This is a genomic window from Colwellia sp. E150_009 (assembly GCF_053543955.1).
In genome coordinates this window covers 46,933-65,925 of sequence record NZ_JBHFOM010000013.1, presented here as the reverse complement: position 1 = coordinate 65,925, position 18,993 = coordinate 46,933, and the positions used below count along the sequence as shown (strand labels likewise).

Below are 18,993 nucleotides of genomic sequence, written 5' to 3'. Positions count from 1 at the left end.
CGCCATTATCTCTGTATTTAATGTTTTGTCATAAAGTCGAAATATTACTGTAAAAAAAGGGTCACAATTCTAAAACATTTCTGTCATTTTTCTCTTGTAGCATGTTGGAAAAATTAATTAGTCCTCAATTAAAAACAACCAACTCTTCGGAGAGAAACATGAAATTGAATAAAATCTTTAAGCACAACACTATTAATGTAGCAATTGTTACTGCTTTATCTTTTGGTCTTGCTGCTTGTGGTGGCGATATTAATCTTGAGTCTAAGGTTGATAATTCAGTAGGCGATACTGTGATCAATAACCCTGACTCAACAACGCCATCAACTCCAGATTCAACCGTGTTAGCTGGTAAGGCAAACTCAGCCTTGAGTATACAAGTATCTGCGGCTATGGGCTTTGACGTTCAAGTGCAAGTGCTTGATGGTAAAATTACTGAAAATACTACCTTGGTTGCTAAAGATAGCACTGGCAAGTCCGTTATGTATGCCATTAGTGGTGGCTTAGAAGTGGGTGGTAATTCTTCAGCCAAACAAGCGCGCGGTGATAACGATGTTGTACTGACCATAGAGCCAGGCACTGTAGTTTTTGGTCAATCAGGTAATGATTATTTAGTTATTCACCGCGACGCTAAAATCATGGCTGAAGGTACAAAAAATAGCCCAATCATTATGACATCTTTACAAGATGTTCAAGGTGAAGCAACAGACGCAGGCCAATGGGGTGGGGTGGTTATTTTAGGTAATGCACCATCAAATAAATGTCCAACTGACGGCAGTGATTGTGCGCTTCAAGTTGAAGGCGTTGGTGAAGGCGCTGTATTTGGCGGTACTGATTGGGAAGATGACTCAGGTGTTTTAAAGTACGTTGTAGTTAAATATGCGGGTTATGAAATAGCCCCTGATAATGAACTAAACGGTATTACCTTTGGTGGTGTAGGCTCAGGTACAACAGTTGATTATATTCAAGTACACAGTAATGCTGATGACGGTGTTGAATTCTTTGGTGGTGCAGTTAACGCGAAACATTTAGTGTTAACGGGCAACAAAGATGACAGTGTTGACTGGGATAACGGCTTTAAAGGTATGCTACAACATGTTTATATTGAACATGCTAATAACTCAGGCGAAGCTAACCGTGCCATTGAAGCTGATAATGACGGCAGCAACCCAAGTAAAGAGCCGCAATCTAATCCTATTATTTCGAATATGACCATTATTGGTAATAACTTCGATACAGCAGACAAAGATTCTGAAGGTATTTATTTACGCGAAGGTACAGCAGCTAAAATCTTTAATACAGTAATCACAGGCCCAAGTGAAATGGGTGAGTGTTTAGAGTTTGAAAGTGGTGTAACCGTTGATAACGCTAATAGTGATAAAATTGTAATGCAAAATGTCATTATGGCTTGTGAAGGTGAAAACTTTAAAGACGCAACAGACTTTGATTTACAAGCTTGGTTCAGCGCTGAATCTTCTAACAGTATAAGCTCGTCAATTTTAATTGGTGAATCAGGTATTCCTGATACGAACTCGCCGCTTATTACGGCTAATGCTGGCCAAGATGTAGCCAATACACAAAACGCATTTTTTGATTCAGTTAACTATATTGGTGCATTAAATGGCACTACTGACTGGCGTCAAGGTTGGGCATTTGGTTTTGGTGGTGGTGAAGTAACGGCTACTGCAGCATCTGAAGCCGAAGGATGTCCTACGGGCACTACCTCAATAACACCTGCCGATGGTTCAACAACCACCTGTCAAATAACGGGTGCAATTACTAGTGATTTAACGCTCACAGCCAATAACTTATACGCGTTAAATGGCCCTGTATTTGTTGGTGAAGATAAAGCCAACAGCGCAACCTTAACTATTGACGCTGGCACAACAATTTATGGCCGTTCAGGTGGTGATTACTTAGTGGTTAGCCGTGATTCTAAAATTGAAGCTAACGGCACAGCAACTAAGCCAATTACTTTTACTTCTAGCGAAGATATTACAAATGGTGTTACTGGCTCAGGTCAATGGGGCGGTATTGTTATTTTAGGTAATGCTAAATCTAATAAATGTCCAACCGATGGTAGCGATTGTGCTCTACAAGTGGAAGGCGTAGAAGAAGGTGCTGTATTTGGCGGTACTGATGATACCGATAGTTCAGGTACATTACGTTATGTTGTTGTTAAGCATGCGGGTTATGAAATTGCCCCAGACAATGAATTAAACGGTATTACGTTTGGCGGTGTTGGTTCAGGTACCAAGGTAGAATATATTCAAGTACATGACAATGCTGATGATGGTGTTGAATTCTTTGGCGGTACTGTTAACGCTAAATACGTTGTACTTACAGCAAACAAAGATGACAGTGTTGACTGGGATAACGGTTACCGCGGTAATTTACAATATGTTTTAGTAAAACATGCTAATAACAATGGCGAAGCAAACCGAGCAATTGAAGCTGATAATGACGGTTCAACGCCTAATAAAGCGCCTCAATCTAATCCAACTATTGCCAATATGACCATTATCGGTAACGGATTTGATACACCAGACAAAGCTTCAGAAGGTGTGTATTTACGTGAAGGAACCAAAGCACACTTACATAACTTTGTGGTAACGGGTACTTCAGGCATGGGCGAATGTTTTGAAATTGAAGGTGGCAGTACGTCATCAGTAACGGCAGAGCAAGCAATAAATGGTGATACGGTTATTTCTAACTCAGTATTTGCTTGTGATGAAAACTTCAAAAATGCTAAAGCGGCTGATGGCACTGTGTTACTTGATACTCAAGATTGGGTTTTAAATCAAAACCCAACCTTAAACACAAACAACTCAACGGCTGCCGGTATGAGTGCCGTATTAAATGGTATCTTTACTATTGATACAACCACCCCGAAAGACTTTACAGGTAATGCTTTCTTTGACAACGCTAATCACATTGGCGCGGTATCTCAAGGAAACAACTGGACTGCTGGCTGGACTGTAGGCTTAGAATAACAGACTAGCTAACCAAAATGCTGCAGTACACCTTTGTACTGCAGCGTTTCATACCAATGTAATTAATTTAAACACTTAACATTAATGTTATTGGTATTCATGTTCAATTACCTATTTCATGAGGTTTACAATGAATAATAAGTTTAAATCTTTTGCTTTGTCTTCTCTGGCACTTGCTATAATGGCAACAACGGGGCAAGTAGCAGCAGAAGAAGATGACAGCCAAGCCATGGAAGAAGTTGTGGTTAAGGCTAGTCGCTTAAAAGGTACAGCAACTGCTGTAATGCAAGAACGTAAAAACCAAGCATTTGTTGCTGATATTTTAGGAAGCGAACAAATTTCACGTACAGGTGACTCAGACGCTGCCGCCGCGCTTCGTCGTGTTACAGGTATTACCTTAGTTGATGGTAAATTTATTTATGTTCGTGGTTTAGGTGAGCGATATTCTAGCACGCAGTTAAATGGCGCCGCTGTTCCTAGTCCTGACCCAACAAGAACCGTAATTCCGTTAGATTTGTTTCCATCAAGTATTATTGAATCACTATCGGTTCAAAAATCTTACTCTGCAAGTATGCCCGCTCATTTTGCTGGCGGTAATGTTGATGTACGTTTAAAAACTATACCGACTGACTTTGTTTTTAATATGAAAGGCAAGCTTGGGGGTAACACCAATAACTTTGATGATGGTTTAACGTACAATGGTGGCAGTGATGATTGGTATGGTAAGGATGATGGTACGCGAGCTGCACCCAATGACTTAACACAGTTGTGGAATAATTTTTCCTCTATTAATGATTTAAGCCAAGAAGACAACCGTCAAATAGCAGCGCAACTTAATCGTGATTATGATCCAATCAGTGAAAGTATTGACCCGAATACGGGGTTAGACATAACACTGGGTAATAAAATTGATTTTGACGATTTTCGCTTAGGTTTCCTTTCGGCTATTTCTTATGACAACAAATGGGAAGTGTCAGAAGGTTATGAAGGGCAAGATTACACGAAAGGATCAGACGAAAAATGGACTTTAGTTCGTGGTTTTGATGAAGTCGACACTACCGAACATTCAGTACGTTTTTCAGGCATGCTAAGTTTAGGCTTAGAGTATATGCGAGATCATCGATTTGATTTTACCTCGCTTATTTTGCATGACACCCGTGATCAAGTAAGCGACAAAAGAGGTAATACTAACAACGTATTACTCAGTGATGGTTTAAGAATACGTGATAGCGAAATTATATACGAAGAACGTGAAATGATTTCAAATCAATTACGTGGTACGCACAACCTAAATGATTGGTGGGGCTTAGGCGTTGATTGGTTTTATTCAAACGCGCGCTCTAATCGTTATGCGCCAGGTAATATTGAAACACGTTATATTATTCAAGATGGTTACAATGGCCAGCCAGCAGACGGTGTATTTGACTACGTTAATGAAAGCTCATTAAGAAGAGCAAGTACGTCAACACGTTATAGTTTTCAAGACTTAAATGACGAAGTAGAAAACTATGGTTATAACTTATCATTACCGTTTAATGTATCAGGGACTGAAATAGAGCTAAAGTTTGGCGGAAATTTTGTTGAAAAATCAAGAGAAGCCTTTGCCAGACGAATAGATATTAACACCTTAGCTTTCAGTGATATGGACTTCACAGGTAGTCAGCTAAATAGCATTCTTACTAACGATGTTATGTTAAATCAGGCACTAAGTGGTAATGACAATATCATTCGTGATACATCCGTTGCTGGCGACGATTATTATTCAGCACAAATGATTGATGCTTATTACGTAGAAGCTGATTTTTTCTTTAATGAAAACTGGCGAGTGGTAGGTGGTGTTCGTTACGAAGACTTCAGACAAGTGGTTGCACCGTTAGACCCCGCAACAGGCAAGTTTGATTTACCATCAGAGCCAACAGAAGAAGATTTAGCCGATTTAGCTTTTCAAGAAGATAAGCTTTTTGGCTCTTTAGCACTAACCTATATTTTAGATAGTGAAATGCAACTTCGCGCATCAGTAGGACAATCAACAATACGTCCTGATTTACGTGAAGTAGCACCAGCCACATTTATTGACCCCCTAACAGGCTTTCCTATTGGTGGAACGCCAGGGGTAGAAAGTACCGATATCATTAACTATGACCTACGCTGGGAATGGTATATGGAAACAGGTGAAAGCTTGTCGGTTGGTTTATTCTATAAAGATATGGATATGCCCATTGAATCAGTGCAATCACCCGCGCAAGATGGCCCATCACTTATTCGTATTGCGAATGCCGAAGACGGCTACGTTTACGGTGTAGAAATGGAGTTTTTAAAAGACTTTACCTTCTTGGGAGATTTAGGAGCGATTAACGGAGCCGATTTTTATTTGTCGGGTAATGTAACGTTAAGTGATTCTGAAATTAACATTGATACCCAAAATGTTGTTGAACAAACGGGTGTATCTACTAGTGTTACCAACCCAACGCGTAGAATGACAGGTCATTCAGAATATGTGCTTAACTTCAATTTAGGCTGGGATGCACCAAATGGAAACCACAGTGCAACGCTAGCATATAATGTGTTTGGCGAGCGTATTATTATACCTGGCATTGAAGGTAAGGATGATGCTTACGAGCAACCATTTCATTCATTAGATGTTGTGTATACCTATTATCCTACGTTTTCTTCAACGGTAACGTTTAAAGTACAAAACTTGTTAGGTGAAGATAAGTCGATAGAGTTTGAAGATACGCTAATACAAAGTGAAACCAAAGGCACACGATTTGAAGTGGCTTTAAAATGGGACTTTTAAGACAGAACTTTAGCTAAGCACGGTTAACTATTTTTACAACGAATAAAGTACTGAAAAACAAAAAAGGCTTGTGAGTAATCACAAGCCTTTTTTTAGTGAAATTATTAACGACCAAAATGGTGTTCAATAAGGTTTTAAGTCTATACCTAATTTTTAGTGAGCGCCTCGTAAAAACTAAAATCAAATTGCAGGGAATATAATGAGTAATGCGCTAGATGAAAATGCAAAATTAGATGTAAATATTTCTAATCTTTTAGCCACTGAAGCAGAGTTAGAAAAACTGAAAGAGTTGATTGTTAATGACTTGGGCAACAATACAACTTCATTTGAAGTAACTTTTGAAAGCTCTAATCATAAAGGTGACTTTTATGAAATAAGTTTTACGATACTTAAACCTAAATCATCTCATAGAAAAATGATAAACAATTAGTTTAATTTCTTAGGTTTAGTCGGTTGGCGTATTAATGCTATGTACGTACAATATTTGTAATCAAAGAGGTCAGAGTTGTTGATTTAGCAGAGACACTAGATATTCATCGGTAACCTTTGCTGATACTACTCAAGTATGATGACTACTTATTGTTAAACAGGTTTCAGTCTATGCTTGTGGTATAGCAGTATATTAAAATACTGCTGCTATCCTAACATTTTATTCCTAACTCAAAGACAATAATTGATACAGGAGATCATCCATCAGGTTATTTAACTTTATGCGTTAATACTTTTACCCCAGAAGGCCTTTGTTGCATACGTTGAATATAATGATTAAGTTTTGGCATTTTTTGAAATAAACGATCTTTAACGGGTAAAAAGAAAAGGTAATCTAAAATAGGGGTCAATAATGCATCAGCAATGCTGTATTGTTTGCCACAAATGAACTCGTTGTCAGATAACAATAATTCTAATTTTTCTAGTGTGTTAATTACCTGAGGCTCAGCTTCTGCAAGTACTTCCATTCTTATTGTGCCATCTTTTCCTTTTGGGAAAGCAAATTCTAAAAGATAATCTCTCACTAATGCTTTATCAATATAAGTAGATATAGCGGCACTCCATTGATCAATTTTTGCTTTTGTATTTATATCAGTTGATTGCAGCGGGGTACCTGAATACTTTTCATCTAAATAACGACAGATAGTCGCCGTTTCAAATAACTTATTTTCACCGTCAATAAGTACTGGAAATTTACCAAAAGGGTGAAGTTCGAAATGGGCTTCGCTTTTATGTTCAATGGCTTTATCTCCTACTGATAAACCAATAGTATATTGAATATTTTTCTCTTCGCAGCAAAGCATAATACTACGACAAAAGGTACTAAATTGTAGACCAAATATATGTATATGATTAGACATTTTACTTTCTCTTTATAGTGGGATTTATTGCATCATATTATTATTTAAAATATGTTCAACAACATATTTTAATTTTTGTAAAACTAAATTGTGATAAAGTGAATTATGATGAATAGCATTGAAAAACTCACAGGCAGCGAACTTAATTTATATAGGAGTAAATAACGTGGCGTGGCATGCAGGGCATAAAAATACAACAAGACAGCGTATATTATCAAGCGCAGCTAAATTATTTGCCTTAAATGGTTATGAACAAGTTGGGATTAATAGCGTGATGGCTGAGGCAGGATTAACACGAGGTGCTTTTTATAGCCACTTTAAGTCAAAATCTGAGTTGTATGCAGAAGCCGTTTTAAATTCAGCAAGTAAAATAGGAACAACATTTTTAAATACTTCTGCGGAGACTTTTGTAAAAACGTATTTAAGTACAATGCATAGAGAAGGGGAGTTTGTTCGTTGTCCTTTAGCCTTTATGGTTACAGATATTACGCAACGAGATTCACAAGTTCGCGATGCTTACACAAAAGTATTTAAAGGGTTTGTTAATCGCTTAACTGAGCTTGATACAAAACAGCATAGTCAGGGGGAACCTGAAATTAAATCTGAACAAGAGATGACTCAAGCTTTACAAAAAGCAGTGCTGCTGATTGGTGGTATGGCAATTTCAAGAGCTATTAATGATGATGAACTAGCCGACCGATTATTAATAGCATGTCAAAGTAAGTTACTAGGCTGAACTGTTAAGAACTGTTAATTTGGTCACTTAATTAGACGATTTTTTATACAAGTTAATTGAAATCTAATCAGGCAAAATCAACAAACACATTTAAACGCTAAAACACAACTGAAGCGACCGCGTTTGATTATAGTAATGAGAGCTTACATCGTGATTTTGATATCCGAATTAAAGTTGCTGAACAACGTGAAAAACTTGAGCAATTATAACTAAGATCGTGGTTGAAACTACTACAACTTAGTTAATAGAAACGTTGTCCCTACAAGTGATCTTAAGCTTTAATCCGATACTTGCTTGACTAACTACCTCTTTTTCTAGTGCTTGTATAATTGACTCGCGTGATGAAGTGTTCACTGTTAAGGTGTCATCTATGTAGCATACAGTACCAGAGTTTTTTGTTTGTTTTTGACGTCCTTCGGTTAACAATATAGACAAACGAAATAGTTGCAATAAAAACAGTAAACGTGGATTGGTATGTGATGGTAAATCATTCTTTATTTCGGGTTTAAATTTCCCTTTATGATTACGAATTAAAAGAGCTACAGATTGTTGTTCATCCAAGCTAAAACCTGGCATGTCACTATTTTTAATAATATAGGCTCCATGAACCTGATGTTTTTTGGAATTAATTGCAATACCTATTTCATGCAACCTCGCTGTCCAATACAATAATTGTAAATCGTCATTAGATAAATGTACGGGCGAGTGCTTTAAGTTATTTTTAAAGGTGTTAATTTGATGAATAATACGTTTACTAAATACATGATCAATATGATGTAGATTAATTAAGTTTTGGATCGTTCGTTCTCGAGTATCAATATCTGTACGAGAGTTACTTAAGCTATATAAAACGCCTTCGCGAACACCACCTGTACTAAAATTGATTTCATCAATATTTAAATATTCAAGACAACTTGAAAGTATCGCAACTGCGCTTGCCAGTATCGGGCGTCTGTGAGGATCTAGAGATCTGAACCTAATATTGTCACAGTGTTGCCATTCAATTAATTGTTCTGACAATTGCCTTAAACGTTTTTGATTAATCACTAAATCGTCAAAAAGCTCTAACATGGTTTGAGAAATTGCTTTTACAGAACCAGACGTTCCTAAAACTGCCCCCCATTTATGTTTATGAAACTTTTGGGCTAAAGAAGTTAATTGCTCTAGTGCAAATTGTTTAGCTTGCGCCATATTGCATTGTGTTATTTCCCCATCGGTAAAGAATTTTTGCTTAAAAGTAACGCATCCCATCTCTATACTATCAGCTATTTTATGGTTAAAACCTCTACCTAAAACAAATTCAGTACTACCACCGCCAATATCTATAATTAACGTTTTTCCATACAAGTTTTGTGTATGAGCAACGCCTTTATAAATTAATTCAGCTTCATGTTTTCCTGAAATAATTTCAATAGGGTAAGGAAACACTTTTTTAGCTTCATCCAGAAATGTTTGAACATTTTTAGCTTTACGTAAAGCATGAGTAGCGACGATTCGAATTGCATTGCCTGATAAATGATTTAAAGACAGGTTAAATTCTCTCAAACATATCATTGCTCTTTTAATTGCTTCTACATTGAGCATATTATCATTATCTAAACCCGCGGCTAATCCTACTGCTTTTTTTTGACGAAACAATACTTGCAAACAGCCAGCACTTTCTTGAGCAATAATAAGATGAAAACTATTTGAGCCTAAATCAATAGCGACAAGATGGTTTTTAATTTGATGTAATTTCTCATCATTTTTTATATGGTTACTTTCACTAACACTCTTTAATTCAGTGACGTTACTAGGCATGGTCTATAACACGCTTATTTACATTTGAATTAAAAGAGACAACTTTAGACATTTGTTGCTCTTTTAAATAATGGTATATTTCAATTTGAGAACGAACACTCATGTTAGATGTTTTATTTTGATAGTCATTATTTTGAGAAGAATTAATGATTCTTGCTTTACAGTTATCATTTAATTGAATGGTAATAATATCAATTATGTTTTGTTTTATTTTGGGACAATAAATTGGACACCCCACTTCAACTCGTTCATCAATATTTCGGTGCATCCAATCTGCCGAAGAAATATAAACAGAGGGTTCTCCATTATTCTCAAATATTGCCACTCGCGGATGCTCTAAAAATCTATCCACAATGCTAATGGCGGTAATATTTTCACTCTGGTTGGGAATACCTGGTAATAAGGAACAAACACCGCGAACAATTAATTTAATTTTTACACCTGCGTTGCTTGCTTGATATAGTTTTCTAATTAATCCCGTGTCTACTAAGTTATTAATTTTTAATGTAATACCACTTGTTCTTTGTTGTCTAGCGGCATTGATTTCATTATCAATAAGCGTTTCAAACTTATTTCGGGTATTCAAAGGTGACACAATTAAATGATTAAACTTGAACTTAAGGTAAGGGGCTTTGATAAACTCGAACACCTTTTCAACTTCATTGGTGATGTCTGTGTTACACGTAAATAAGCTAAAATCTGTGTAAATTTTAGCGTTTTTCTCATGAAAATTTCCTGTACCAACATGTACATAATGTACTAATTCATTTTGTTCACGGCGGCTAATTAAACAAATTTTAGCATGCACCTTTAAATTAGAAATACCAAATGAGACTTGAGCTCCAGCATTTGATAAGGTTTCTGCCCAGTGAAGATTTGCTTCTTCATCAAATCTTGCCCTTAACTCAACATTAACAAAGACCTTTTTGCCATTTTTCACGGCTTCAATTAAAGAGTCAACAACACGAGATTTTTTGGCTACACGATACAGTGAAATCTGAATTTTTTCTACCTTAGGGTCATATGCTGCTTGACGTAGCCACTCAGTAAAATATGAAAACTTATGGTAAGGGTAATGTAACAAAATATCATGCACTTTAATGGCCAAAAAGGCATTATTAAATTGAGTAAAGTAACGGTTATCTAAAGCAGGAAGTTTGTCATGTTCCAAGCTTTTATCATTAAGGCTTGGAAATTCAATAAAGTCTTTAAAACTATGATAACGTCCGCCAGAAATCAATCCTTGATTCGACGTTATATTTAAACGTTCTTTTAGCGTTACCAACATGTCACTTGGCATTTTTCTATCATAAACCAACCTGACAGGCTCGGCTTTAATACGTTTTTTTAAACTCGACGACATTTGCTCTAAAAGGCTCTGATTAAATTCATTGCTCAAGTCGAATTCAGCATCCCTTGTTAGTTTCATTGAGTAAGCATTGATGGAATCAAATTCAAAAAAACCACTAAAAATTTCAATTAAACAATGGCGAATTGCATTATCAAGCAAAATAATGCTGATGTTATTTTCACCTGCTTTATTTGGTAAAATAATAAAACGTGGCACACTACTACTAGGAACCCGCACAAAAGCATATTGCTTTAGCTTATTTTTAGACATAGATACCATTAAGTAGGTTGCATCATCACTTATATGATCGGCTAAATTAGTCGTTTTGGTCAAAATTAATGGAAAGATATGACGTCGAAGTTTATTTTTAAAATATTGCTTTAACCATAAACTGTGTTCGTCAGTAAGTTGTATTTCGTTAATAAGATAAATGTGTTTTGTTTTCAATTTTTGCAATAGCAGTATATAGGTTTCATCGAAAACGTCTTGGAGTGCTATTACTTTTTGTTGAATTTTTTCAAATAATAAAATGGATTCTTCTTTATGTGCTGTGGAATTTGAAAGTAATACTTTTCTTCGTACATTGGCAACTCTCACACGATAAAATTCGTCCATATTACTTGAGTAAATCCCCAAAAAGCGTAAACGTTCCAGCAACGGAACTGTCTCATCTTGAGCTTCTTGTAGAACTCTGTGGTTAAACGATAGCCAACTTAGTTCTTTTTCAAGAAAAGTCATATTTTAAACACCCCATACATCATTATAGATAACACAGGCACTGTAATAGATGGATGTTGCATTTTTATGATGACTTGCAGATTTTATTCTGCTGCGTGAAATGAAACCGTCATATTTATATAACTTAAGTATTACATTTATTTGTTAGAAAGAATTAGCGTAATTATTATATGAGCAAAGATGGGTAATCGATGAAATTATCACACCTTACCAAAGCAAGTTCAATACTTACCAAGCCTGAGTGCTACAACCATCCGTGGCGCTCATCCTTCGAGTCAACTAAAACTGCTACAATTTTTACCATAAAAACTTGTGTGGATCCTTCTGCACCAAATAATCTTATTTTGATTTAAGACGTTTTAGGAAATAGTATTTTTCATTGTTAACATTTATTCGTTAAAAATAAAAACGTATACTTCTGTCATTATCATTTTAGGTTTAATTTTATTAGAATAAATTAACCTAAGATCAACTAGGTATATATTAATAAGGATTTAATTTGTGATCATTTCATCTCCATCAGACTATCGTAAAGCGGCAAAAGCTAAACTTCCTCCATTTTTATTTCATTACATAGATGGTGGTGCTTATAATGAACACACACTTCGTAAAAACACTGAAGATTTAGCTAATATTGCGTTAAAACAAAGAGTTTTGAACGATATGTCTAAACTTGACTTAAGTACTGAATTATTTGGTGAAAAATTAGATTTACCTGTAATTTTAGCCCCTGTTGGTTTAACAGGCATGTACGCACGTCGTGGTGAAGTTCAAGCAGCTAAGGCAGCAGATAAAAAAGGAGTACCGTTTACTTTATCTACTGTTTCTGTATGTCCTATTGAAGAAGTAGCTCCTACAATTCAGCGTCCTATGTGGTTTCAACTTTATGTACTTAAAGATCGTGGATTCATGAAAAATGCATTAGAACGAGCTAAAGCCGCTGGTGTTAATACGTTAATTTTTACTGTAGATATGCCTGTTCCTGGCGCTCGTTATCGTGATATGCATTCAGGCATGAGTGGTAAAAACGCAGCTATACGTCGTGTGCTGCAAGCTATGTGTCACCCTGAATGGGCATTTGATGTAGGTGTATTTGGTAAACCTCATGATTTAGGTAATATTTCTGCTTATCGCGGAGAAGTCACAAAATTAGAAGATTATATTGGTTGGTTAAGTAATAATTTTGATCCATCAATTTCATGGAAAGACTTGGAATGGATTCGAGAATTTTGGGATGGTCCAATGCTTATTAAAGGTATTTTAGATCCAAACGATGCGAAAGATGCAGTAAAGTTTGGTGCTGATGGTATTATCGTTTCAAATCATGGTGGTCGACAGTTAGATGGTGTTTTATCATCTACTAAAGCATTACCAAGCATTGCAGACGCAGTAAAAGGTGATTTAAAAATAGTGGTTGATTCAGGTATTCGTTCAGGGTTAGACGTTGTTAGAATGTTAGCCTTGGGGGCAGACTGTACAATGTTAGGTCGTTCATATATTTATGCATTAGCAGCAAAAGGACAAGCTGGTGTTGAAAATCTTATTGAGCTTTATGAACAAGAAATGCGTGTTGCAATGACATTATGTGGTGCAAATACACTCAAAGATTTAACTAGGGAGTCTTTAATTAATATTTATTAAATAGTTTCAAGGAACATTTTTATCTGTAATAGTTTATAAGACATAAATTTACTTTTGCTGGATAAGATTTATTAGATCACAGCAAAAGATCAGATTTATTCTGTCACTGGAATGTCATTCAATATTTTCAAAATTACTTGGTTGTTGCCTAGTTTGGCTAGGTCAATGAGGTAGCTTTTTTCAAGCGCCAGCATCGATTGACCTGCCAGTAATTCTTTAAGTCGTTGTTCTTCGTTATTGGCTATAGTGGTTTTGATGGCAGCAAAATTGGCGATGCTTTGGTTTATCTCGTTGGGCTTGTTGGTTTCCATATACGCGTTCCCTTTTTAGTCGATGAATGAAAGGTTTAGCAGAACTTATCATAGGTGTTTGTCTATAAAATGCAACCTTCGTCAGGTTTCAGGTGCATTGATCCTTATCATATTTACTTTTCGTGTAAATGGCTGCACCTATGATGATTAATAAAAGTGACACCTTAAATTAATAATTATGTCACTTTTCTCCCCATTTTTTGTCATATTTCTATCGTATATTTCCCCGCAATTATTATTATTTAACTATTTGTTTTTAAGGGAAATCATGCACAATTTATATAAAAAAACATTGATCGCTTTAGCTATTTCATCCACGTTAACAACGAATGTATTAGCTGAAAAAGTAAACAAGGAAAATGATCTAATTGAAGAAGTTACCGTAGTTGCTAAAAAGCTCTCGCATGCTAATCATGAAATAGATGTAAAAATGACTCAACAGCAGTCTAATATTTCTAGTGTATTAGCGGTAATGGATAATTTACCCGGTATAAGTATAAATGAAGGGGATGCGTTTGGTGGCGATGACTGGTCTACGTCAATTACTATGCGTGGCTTTAGTATTGATGGTAATCAACAACAATTAGGGATGACTGTTGATGGTATTCCAAATGGTGGTTCTAACTACGGTGGTGGTGCAAAAGCTAATCGGTATCTTGATTCAGAAAATATGGAAACGATTGAAGTGTCGCAAGGGACTTCAGATATTTCGTCTGCGTCATTAGAGGCATTAGGCGGAACCTTTAATTTTGTTAGTGCTATGCCTGAGTTTGAAAAAGCAACCAAATTTGCACTAACAACGGGCGATCATGATGCGTCTAGATATTATGTTCGTCACGACACAGGTTTACTTTTTGATAATACCTATGCTTATGCTAGTTATTCTACAACCTCTACTAGCCGTTGGGTGGGTGAGGGTTCTAATGGTGGCATGACAAGAGAGCATGCAGAATTAAAATTTGTCACCGACTTAGGTAAACTTAATATTACAGGACGATTGTCTTACGATGATGCTGATGAAGATAATTACAATTCAGTAAGTAAAGAACAGTTTGAGCAAACACCTGATTGGGACCAACTAACGTGGAATTGGACAGGTATACCTCACTTTGATCAAATGTTTGCAGAAGGCTGGTCTACCTTACGTGAAAACACCTTAGGTTACGTGAAATTTGAATACGATATTTCAACTAATATGCATTTTCAAATAACGCCTTATATGCATAAAAACGAAGGTAGAGGTGATTGGATACCTCCTTACTTAGTAGCGGCTGTTGATGCGGAAGGAAACCCTACAAATGAAGGGGGCTCTATCGCTGGCTCATACGGTTTTACCGACCAGTTGGGTAACCCATTAACACCCGCGGCAGATTGCACTGATAATTTATCTTGGCCGTGGGATTCAGGTTCAGGTTTAGCACCTTCTTGTTACGACCGAAATGCGGTGCCTGTTATGTCTTATCGTCATACTCATTATCAAAAAGACCGCTTAGGTTTAACGGCTAACTTTGAATGGTCGGTTGGAATCAATGATATTGCTTTTGGCTTATGGGCTGAAACTAATGATCGTGATGAATCTCGTGATTGGCATAAAGTTATAGATGCTCGTGTATATCATCACTTTGATGAAACACCGTATTGGACACAATACAGCAATAGCTTTCAAACAGATACGTTGAAACTGTATGTTCAAGACACCCTTGATTTTGGTGATTTCACCGTTAATCTTGGTGTTCAACAGTATTTTGTTGATTTAGAAAAATATGACAACTTTGCAAAAGCTGTAACAGCCAAAGTAAATAGCGATTCAGATACCTTATTTAGTACAGGTGTTATTTATCAAGTGAATGCTAATTTAGAACTATTTGCAGGTTACAGTGAAAACTTTTCAGCAATTAAAGACGGTGTTTTAGAGCGAGGTTCATCAACATTAGATGAAATAGAGCCTGAAACTGCTGAAAATATTGATGTTGGCTTTCGTTATAACAATGCCAATTTAGATTTATCAGCTACTTTTTATTCAATAACGTTTGATAACCGCATTACTTTTATAGCACCCGGCAGCGACACATCAGGTATTGACTACACAATAGGTACTAATGGAACTTACCTTAACGTAGGCGGTATTGAGTCAGAGGGCTTTGAATTAAGTGCAAGCTACCGATTTAATGACAATTGGGATATTTACACATCATACACTAACAACGATTCAACTTATGTTGGTAATGCACCAGGCTTTGAAGCAGGCACTAAAGTGGTTGATTCGGTTGATGACATGTTTGTTTTTTCAACTAACTACACTTTTGAAAAGTTCCGTGCTGGTCTTTCTGCTAAGTATACTGGTGAGCGAGGTGTGGCTGATTCATACTCTGTATTAGACTTCAATGCTGGGTATAACAGCACGCTTAATAACAACATATTTAAATCATTTGATGTTGCTTTTGTTGTGAATAATCTTACTGATGAAAGTTACTTATCAACGGGAACAGGCAATGGCACATCGTTCTTTATCGGTGCTCCACGTACTGCCTCAATGACGGTAACGGTTAGTTTTTAATTCTAAAAATCCAACTAAAAATTGTAATACCTAAATGATAACCAAGCGATATTTATTGCTTGGTTATTTCTATTTAAACTCATTATTTATTGGTTATTTAAATGTCTAAATACTTAATTATCGCAATACTCTGTTTTAGCGTTAGTATGGCTAGCAAAGCAGAAAACACCACAAAGTCTGACCATGCAACAGCAGTGGTTGCTGAAAACTTAATTTTGATTACTATTGATGGTTTACGTTGGCAAGAACTGTTTAGTGGTGCTGACGAAAACTTACTTAACAATGATAAGTTTGTACGCCCAAACAGACACACAAAAGCACATTTTTGGGACAAAAATCCAGCAAAAAGCCGTGCGTTATTAATGCCCTTTTTTTGGAATACTATTGCTAAAGAAGGTGTTCTTATTGGAAACCGAAACATTGGCTCAACAATGTCTGTTGCTAATAATTGGCATTTTTCTTATCCTGGCTACAGTGAAATCTTTACGGGTATTGCTGACCCAAAACTCAATAGCAATAAAAAAGTACCCAATCCACATATGTCATTCATTGAATGGCTAAATAATCAAGCATCTTTTGAACATAAATTAGCGGCTTTTGCGAGCTGGGATGTGTTTCCTGCTATTTTTAATGTAGAGCGTAATAAAATGCATGTTAATGCTGGGTTTATGCCTGCACAGGGTTACCCATTATCTAACGAGATGACATTACTCAATTCACTGCAAAAAGAAATTCCTAGCCCTTGGCACAATGTAAGGTTAGACAGCTTTACTTATCGTTATGCTAAAGATTATTTACTGCAGCAAAAACCTAAAGTAATGGCTATTTCATTTGGAGAAACGGACGATTTTGCTCATGATGGACATTATGATAGTTATTTAAGCTCAGCACATCAAACGGATAAGTTTATTGAAGACTTATGGCACACGATCCAATCAACGCCTGAGTATAAAAACAAAACCGTATTATTGATTACTACCGATCATGGGCGTGGTAGCAATGCCGAAGATTGGCAACACCATGCGTCAGCAGATGCAGTTAAAGAATATATGAAAAATTTAAATACGTTCCCTAATGGTATTGTTGGCTCTGAAAACATTTGGTTTGCGGCCATTGGTGCAGGTATAAAAGCCAAAGGGCAGGTTATTACTCAAGGTGAAGTTAAGCAAAAGCAAATAGCTGCTACCGCATTAACCTTACTTGGAAAAGAGCCTAAAGATTTTAATCCTAATGTAGGGTCTAAAATTAAGGAGATTTTTTAATGAAAGCTTTAACGTTGGTAATGTTTTGTATTATTGGTTTCGCGCTTAGTGCTTTTTCAGTGCAAGCAAAAGTACAAAAAATACTCTTTGGCTCTTGTAGCCATCAAGATAAAAGTATGCCTATTTTGGATGCGATTAATGCTGAAAATGCTGATTTATTTATATTTTTAGGTGATAACATTTATGGTGATACTAAAAATATGGCAGATCTTGCCAATAAATATAAACGCTTAGGCAATATACCAGGCATTAAAACATTACGTGAAAATACCGAAACCATTGCTATTTGGGATGATCATGATTATGGTGAAAACGATGCTGGCGCTCAATATCCTGAAAAAGAAGCATCACGAAAGCTGATGTTAGATTTTTGGCAAGAGCCTAAAAACTCTATGCGTTATTCTCGCGATAGCGGTATTTATACTGCTTATATGTATGGGAAAGGTGAACAGAAGGTTCATGTAATATTACCTGATTTACGCTGGAATAGAGACACACTAAACCATGTTTCTAAACAAGCGTATATCCTTGACCGAAAACCAAATAATATGGGGCCATACTCACCAAGCACCGTAAAAAATGCCTCTATGCTTGGCGAAAAGCAATGGTTATGGTTAGAGGAAGAACTGAAAAAGCCTTCAGCCATTAAAATTATAGGCTCAAGCTTACAACTATTACCTGAATTTACTGGGTGGGAATCATGGGCTAACTTTCCAGAAGACCGAAAAAGATTATTTGCTTTGATTAAAAAACACAAGGTAAATGGCGTTTTGATCATTAGTGGTGATACCCATTGGGGAGAAGTATCTAAAGTTTCACTTGCAACTGATTACCCTTTATGGGAAGTGACAAGCTCAGGATTAACAGAAGAATGGAAGCAGGTTAGCCCGAATAAGCATCGGGTTGGCTCGTACACTAGTGAGGTGAATTATGGTGAAATATTAATTGATTGGGATGACAGTGATCCTAAAATATCCTTGAAAATTAAGGATATAAAAGGTGATGTTTTTGCTCATCATAACTTAATGTTGTCAGAAATAAGCGCGTATTAATAATAACAGTAATTTAGGGGCTGTTGATCTTTCGAGATTGTTTTTGCAGCATTTTGTTGGGTATTTATACAAGGCTGAGCCTTTGTAATGTGGTTGTTCCACATAAAAAGGCGATAACGCTGTAAAAATGACCAACAAACGCTGTCCGAAGGATTCGGCTAAAAACGTTTTACTCTTTGTTGAGTAGTATTTGCTTAGAATGACTAGGCTACACACTACTCGCCGCGATTAAAACGTTTTTATCTCGAACAAAATTTAACCGCGAAAGATCAACAGACCCTAGTGTTTGTTTTTAATTAATAAGCACTAAATTACCAAACCAGCATTAGAAAAACTAAGAGTTAAGGTGTGCGTTAACGGAAATATTTTTTATAATTGCGTGTTAACAACGTGTTATTTAATGCTTTCA

At 36.2% G+C, this 18,993-nt stretch carries 13 protein-coding genes; 8 read left to right on the top strand and 5 right to left on the bottom strand.

The window, feature by feature from the left end:
• Positions 1 to 158: 158 nt before the first annotated feature.
• The 3 genes from ACE1OF_RS08215 (at position 159) to ACE1OF_RS08205 (ending at position 6,217) form a co-directional block, all read left to right on the top strand.
• Entirely contained in the window at positions 159 to 2,990 is a 2,832-nt protein-coding gene (locus ACE1OF_RS08215; RefSeq protein WP_448893803.1) for a hypothetical protein, read from the top strand.
• 130 nt (positions 2,991 to 3,120) lie between these two features.
• Complete coding sequence (locus tag ACE1OF_RS08210; RefSeq protein ID WP_448893802.1) at positions 3,121 to 5,787, top strand: TonB-dependent receptor domain-containing protein; 2,667 nt, start codon at positions 3,121 to 3,123, stop codon at positions 5,785 to 5,787.
• Positions 5,788 to 5,986: 199 nt separating this feature from the next.
• Entirely contained in the window at positions 5,987 to 6,217 is a 231-nt protein-coding gene (locus ACE1OF_RS08205; protein WP_448893801.1) for a hypothetical protein, read from the top strand.
• A 268-nt stretch (positions 6,218 to 6,485) separates the two neighbouring features.
• Here ACE1OF_RS08205 and ACE1OF_RS08200 read toward each other — a convergent pair whose 3' ends face one another.
• Complete coding sequence (locus ACE1OF_RS08200) at positions 6,486 to 7,136, bottom strand: glutathione S-transferase family protein (RefSeq protein WP_448893800.1); 651 nt, start codon at positions 7,134 to 7,136, stop codon at positions 6,486 to 6,488.
• 166 nt (positions 7,137 to 7,302) lie between these two features.
• Here ACE1OF_RS08200 and ACE1OF_RS08195 point away from each other — a divergent pair, with 166 nt between their 5' ends.
• The gene (locus ACE1OF_RS08195) at positions 7,303 to 7,872 is read left to right on the top strand and encodes a TetR family transcriptional regulator (protein ID WP_448893799.1); all 570 of its coding nucleotides are present in this window, start codon (positions 7,303 to 7,305) and stop codon (positions 7,870 to 7,872) included.
• A gap of 237 nt (positions 7,873 to 8,109) precedes the next feature.
• Here ACE1OF_RS08195 and ACE1OF_RS08190 read toward each other — a convergent pair whose 3' ends face one another.
• Together ACE1OF_RS08190 and ppk1 are read right to left on the bottom strand one after the other, a co-directional pair.
• Positions 8,110 to 9,672, bottom strand: coding sequence for a Ppx/GppA phosphatase family protein (locus tag ACE1OF_RS08190; protein ID WP_448893798.1), 1,563 nt, complete (start codon positions 9,670 to 9,672; stop codon positions 8,110 to 8,112).
• Positions 9,665 to 11,761, bottom strand: a complete 2,097-nt coding sequence (ppk1, locus tag ACE1OF_RS08185; RefSeq protein ID WP_448893797.1) for a polyphosphate kinase 1 — start codon at positions 11,759 to 11,761, stop codon at positions 9,665 to 9,667. Before ppk1 ends, ACE1OF_RS08190 begins: the two co-directional genes overlap by 8 nt.
• Positions 11,762 to 12,262: 501 nt before the next feature.
• Between ppk1 and lldD the strand changes: the two genes are divergently transcribed.
• Complete coding sequence (gene lldD, locus ACE1OF_RS08180) at positions 12,263 to 13,402, top strand: FMN-dependent L-lactate dehydrogenase LldD (RefSeq protein WP_448893796.1); 1,140 nt, start codon at positions 12,263 to 12,265, stop codon at positions 13,400 to 13,402.
• A gap of 95 nt (positions 13,403 to 13,497) precedes the next feature.
• Here lldD and ACE1OF_RS08175 read toward each other — a convergent pair whose 3' ends face one another.
• Positions 13,498 to 13,713, bottom strand: a complete 216-nt coding sequence (locus ACE1OF_RS08175; protein ID WP_448893795.1) for a hypothetical protein — start codon at positions 13,711 to 13,713, stop codon at positions 13,498 to 13,500.
• Between the two features lie 268 nt (positions 13,714 to 13,981).
• On the opposite strand from ACE1OF_RS08175, the gene ACE1OF_RS08170 reads away from it, so the two are divergent.
• The 3 genes from ACE1OF_RS08170 to ACE1OF_RS08160 all read left to right on the top strand — a co-directional run bounded on the left by ACE1OF_RS08170 (position 13,982) and on the right by ACE1OF_RS08160 (position 18,584).
• Positions 13,982 to 16,270, top strand: a complete 2,289-nt coding sequence (locus ACE1OF_RS08170; RefSeq protein ID WP_448893794.1) for a TonB-dependent receptor domain-containing protein — start codon at positions 13,982 to 13,984, stop codon at positions 16,268 to 16,270.
• 101 nt (positions 16,271 to 16,371) lie between these two features.
• Positions 16,372 to 17,532 carry an alkaline phosphatase family protein gene (locus ACE1OF_RS08165; protein ID WP_448893793.1) on the top strand — a complete coding sequence of 387 codons (1,161 nt, stop codon included), beginning with the start codon at positions 16,372 to 16,374 and terminating at the stop codon, positions 17,530 to 17,532.
• Positions 17,532 to 18,584 (top strand): alkaline phosphatase D family protein, encoded by a 1,053-nt coding sequence (locus ACE1OF_RS08160; protein ID WP_448893792.1) that lies wholly within the window; start codon positions 17,532 to 17,534, stop codon positions 18,582 to 18,584. Before ACE1OF_RS08165 ends, ACE1OF_RS08160 begins: the two co-directional genes overlap by 1 nt.
• On the opposite strand, the gene ACE1OF_RS08155 is transcribed toward ACE1OF_RS08160, so the two are convergent.
• Complete coding sequence (locus tag ACE1OF_RS08155) at positions 18,564 to 18,800, bottom strand: hypothetical protein (protein ID WP_448893791.1); 237 nt, start codon at positions 18,798 to 18,800, stop codon at positions 18,564 to 18,566. The genes ACE1OF_RS08160 and ACE1OF_RS08155 overlap by 21 nt on opposite strands.
• Positions 18,801 to 18,993 lie beyond the last annotated feature (193 nt).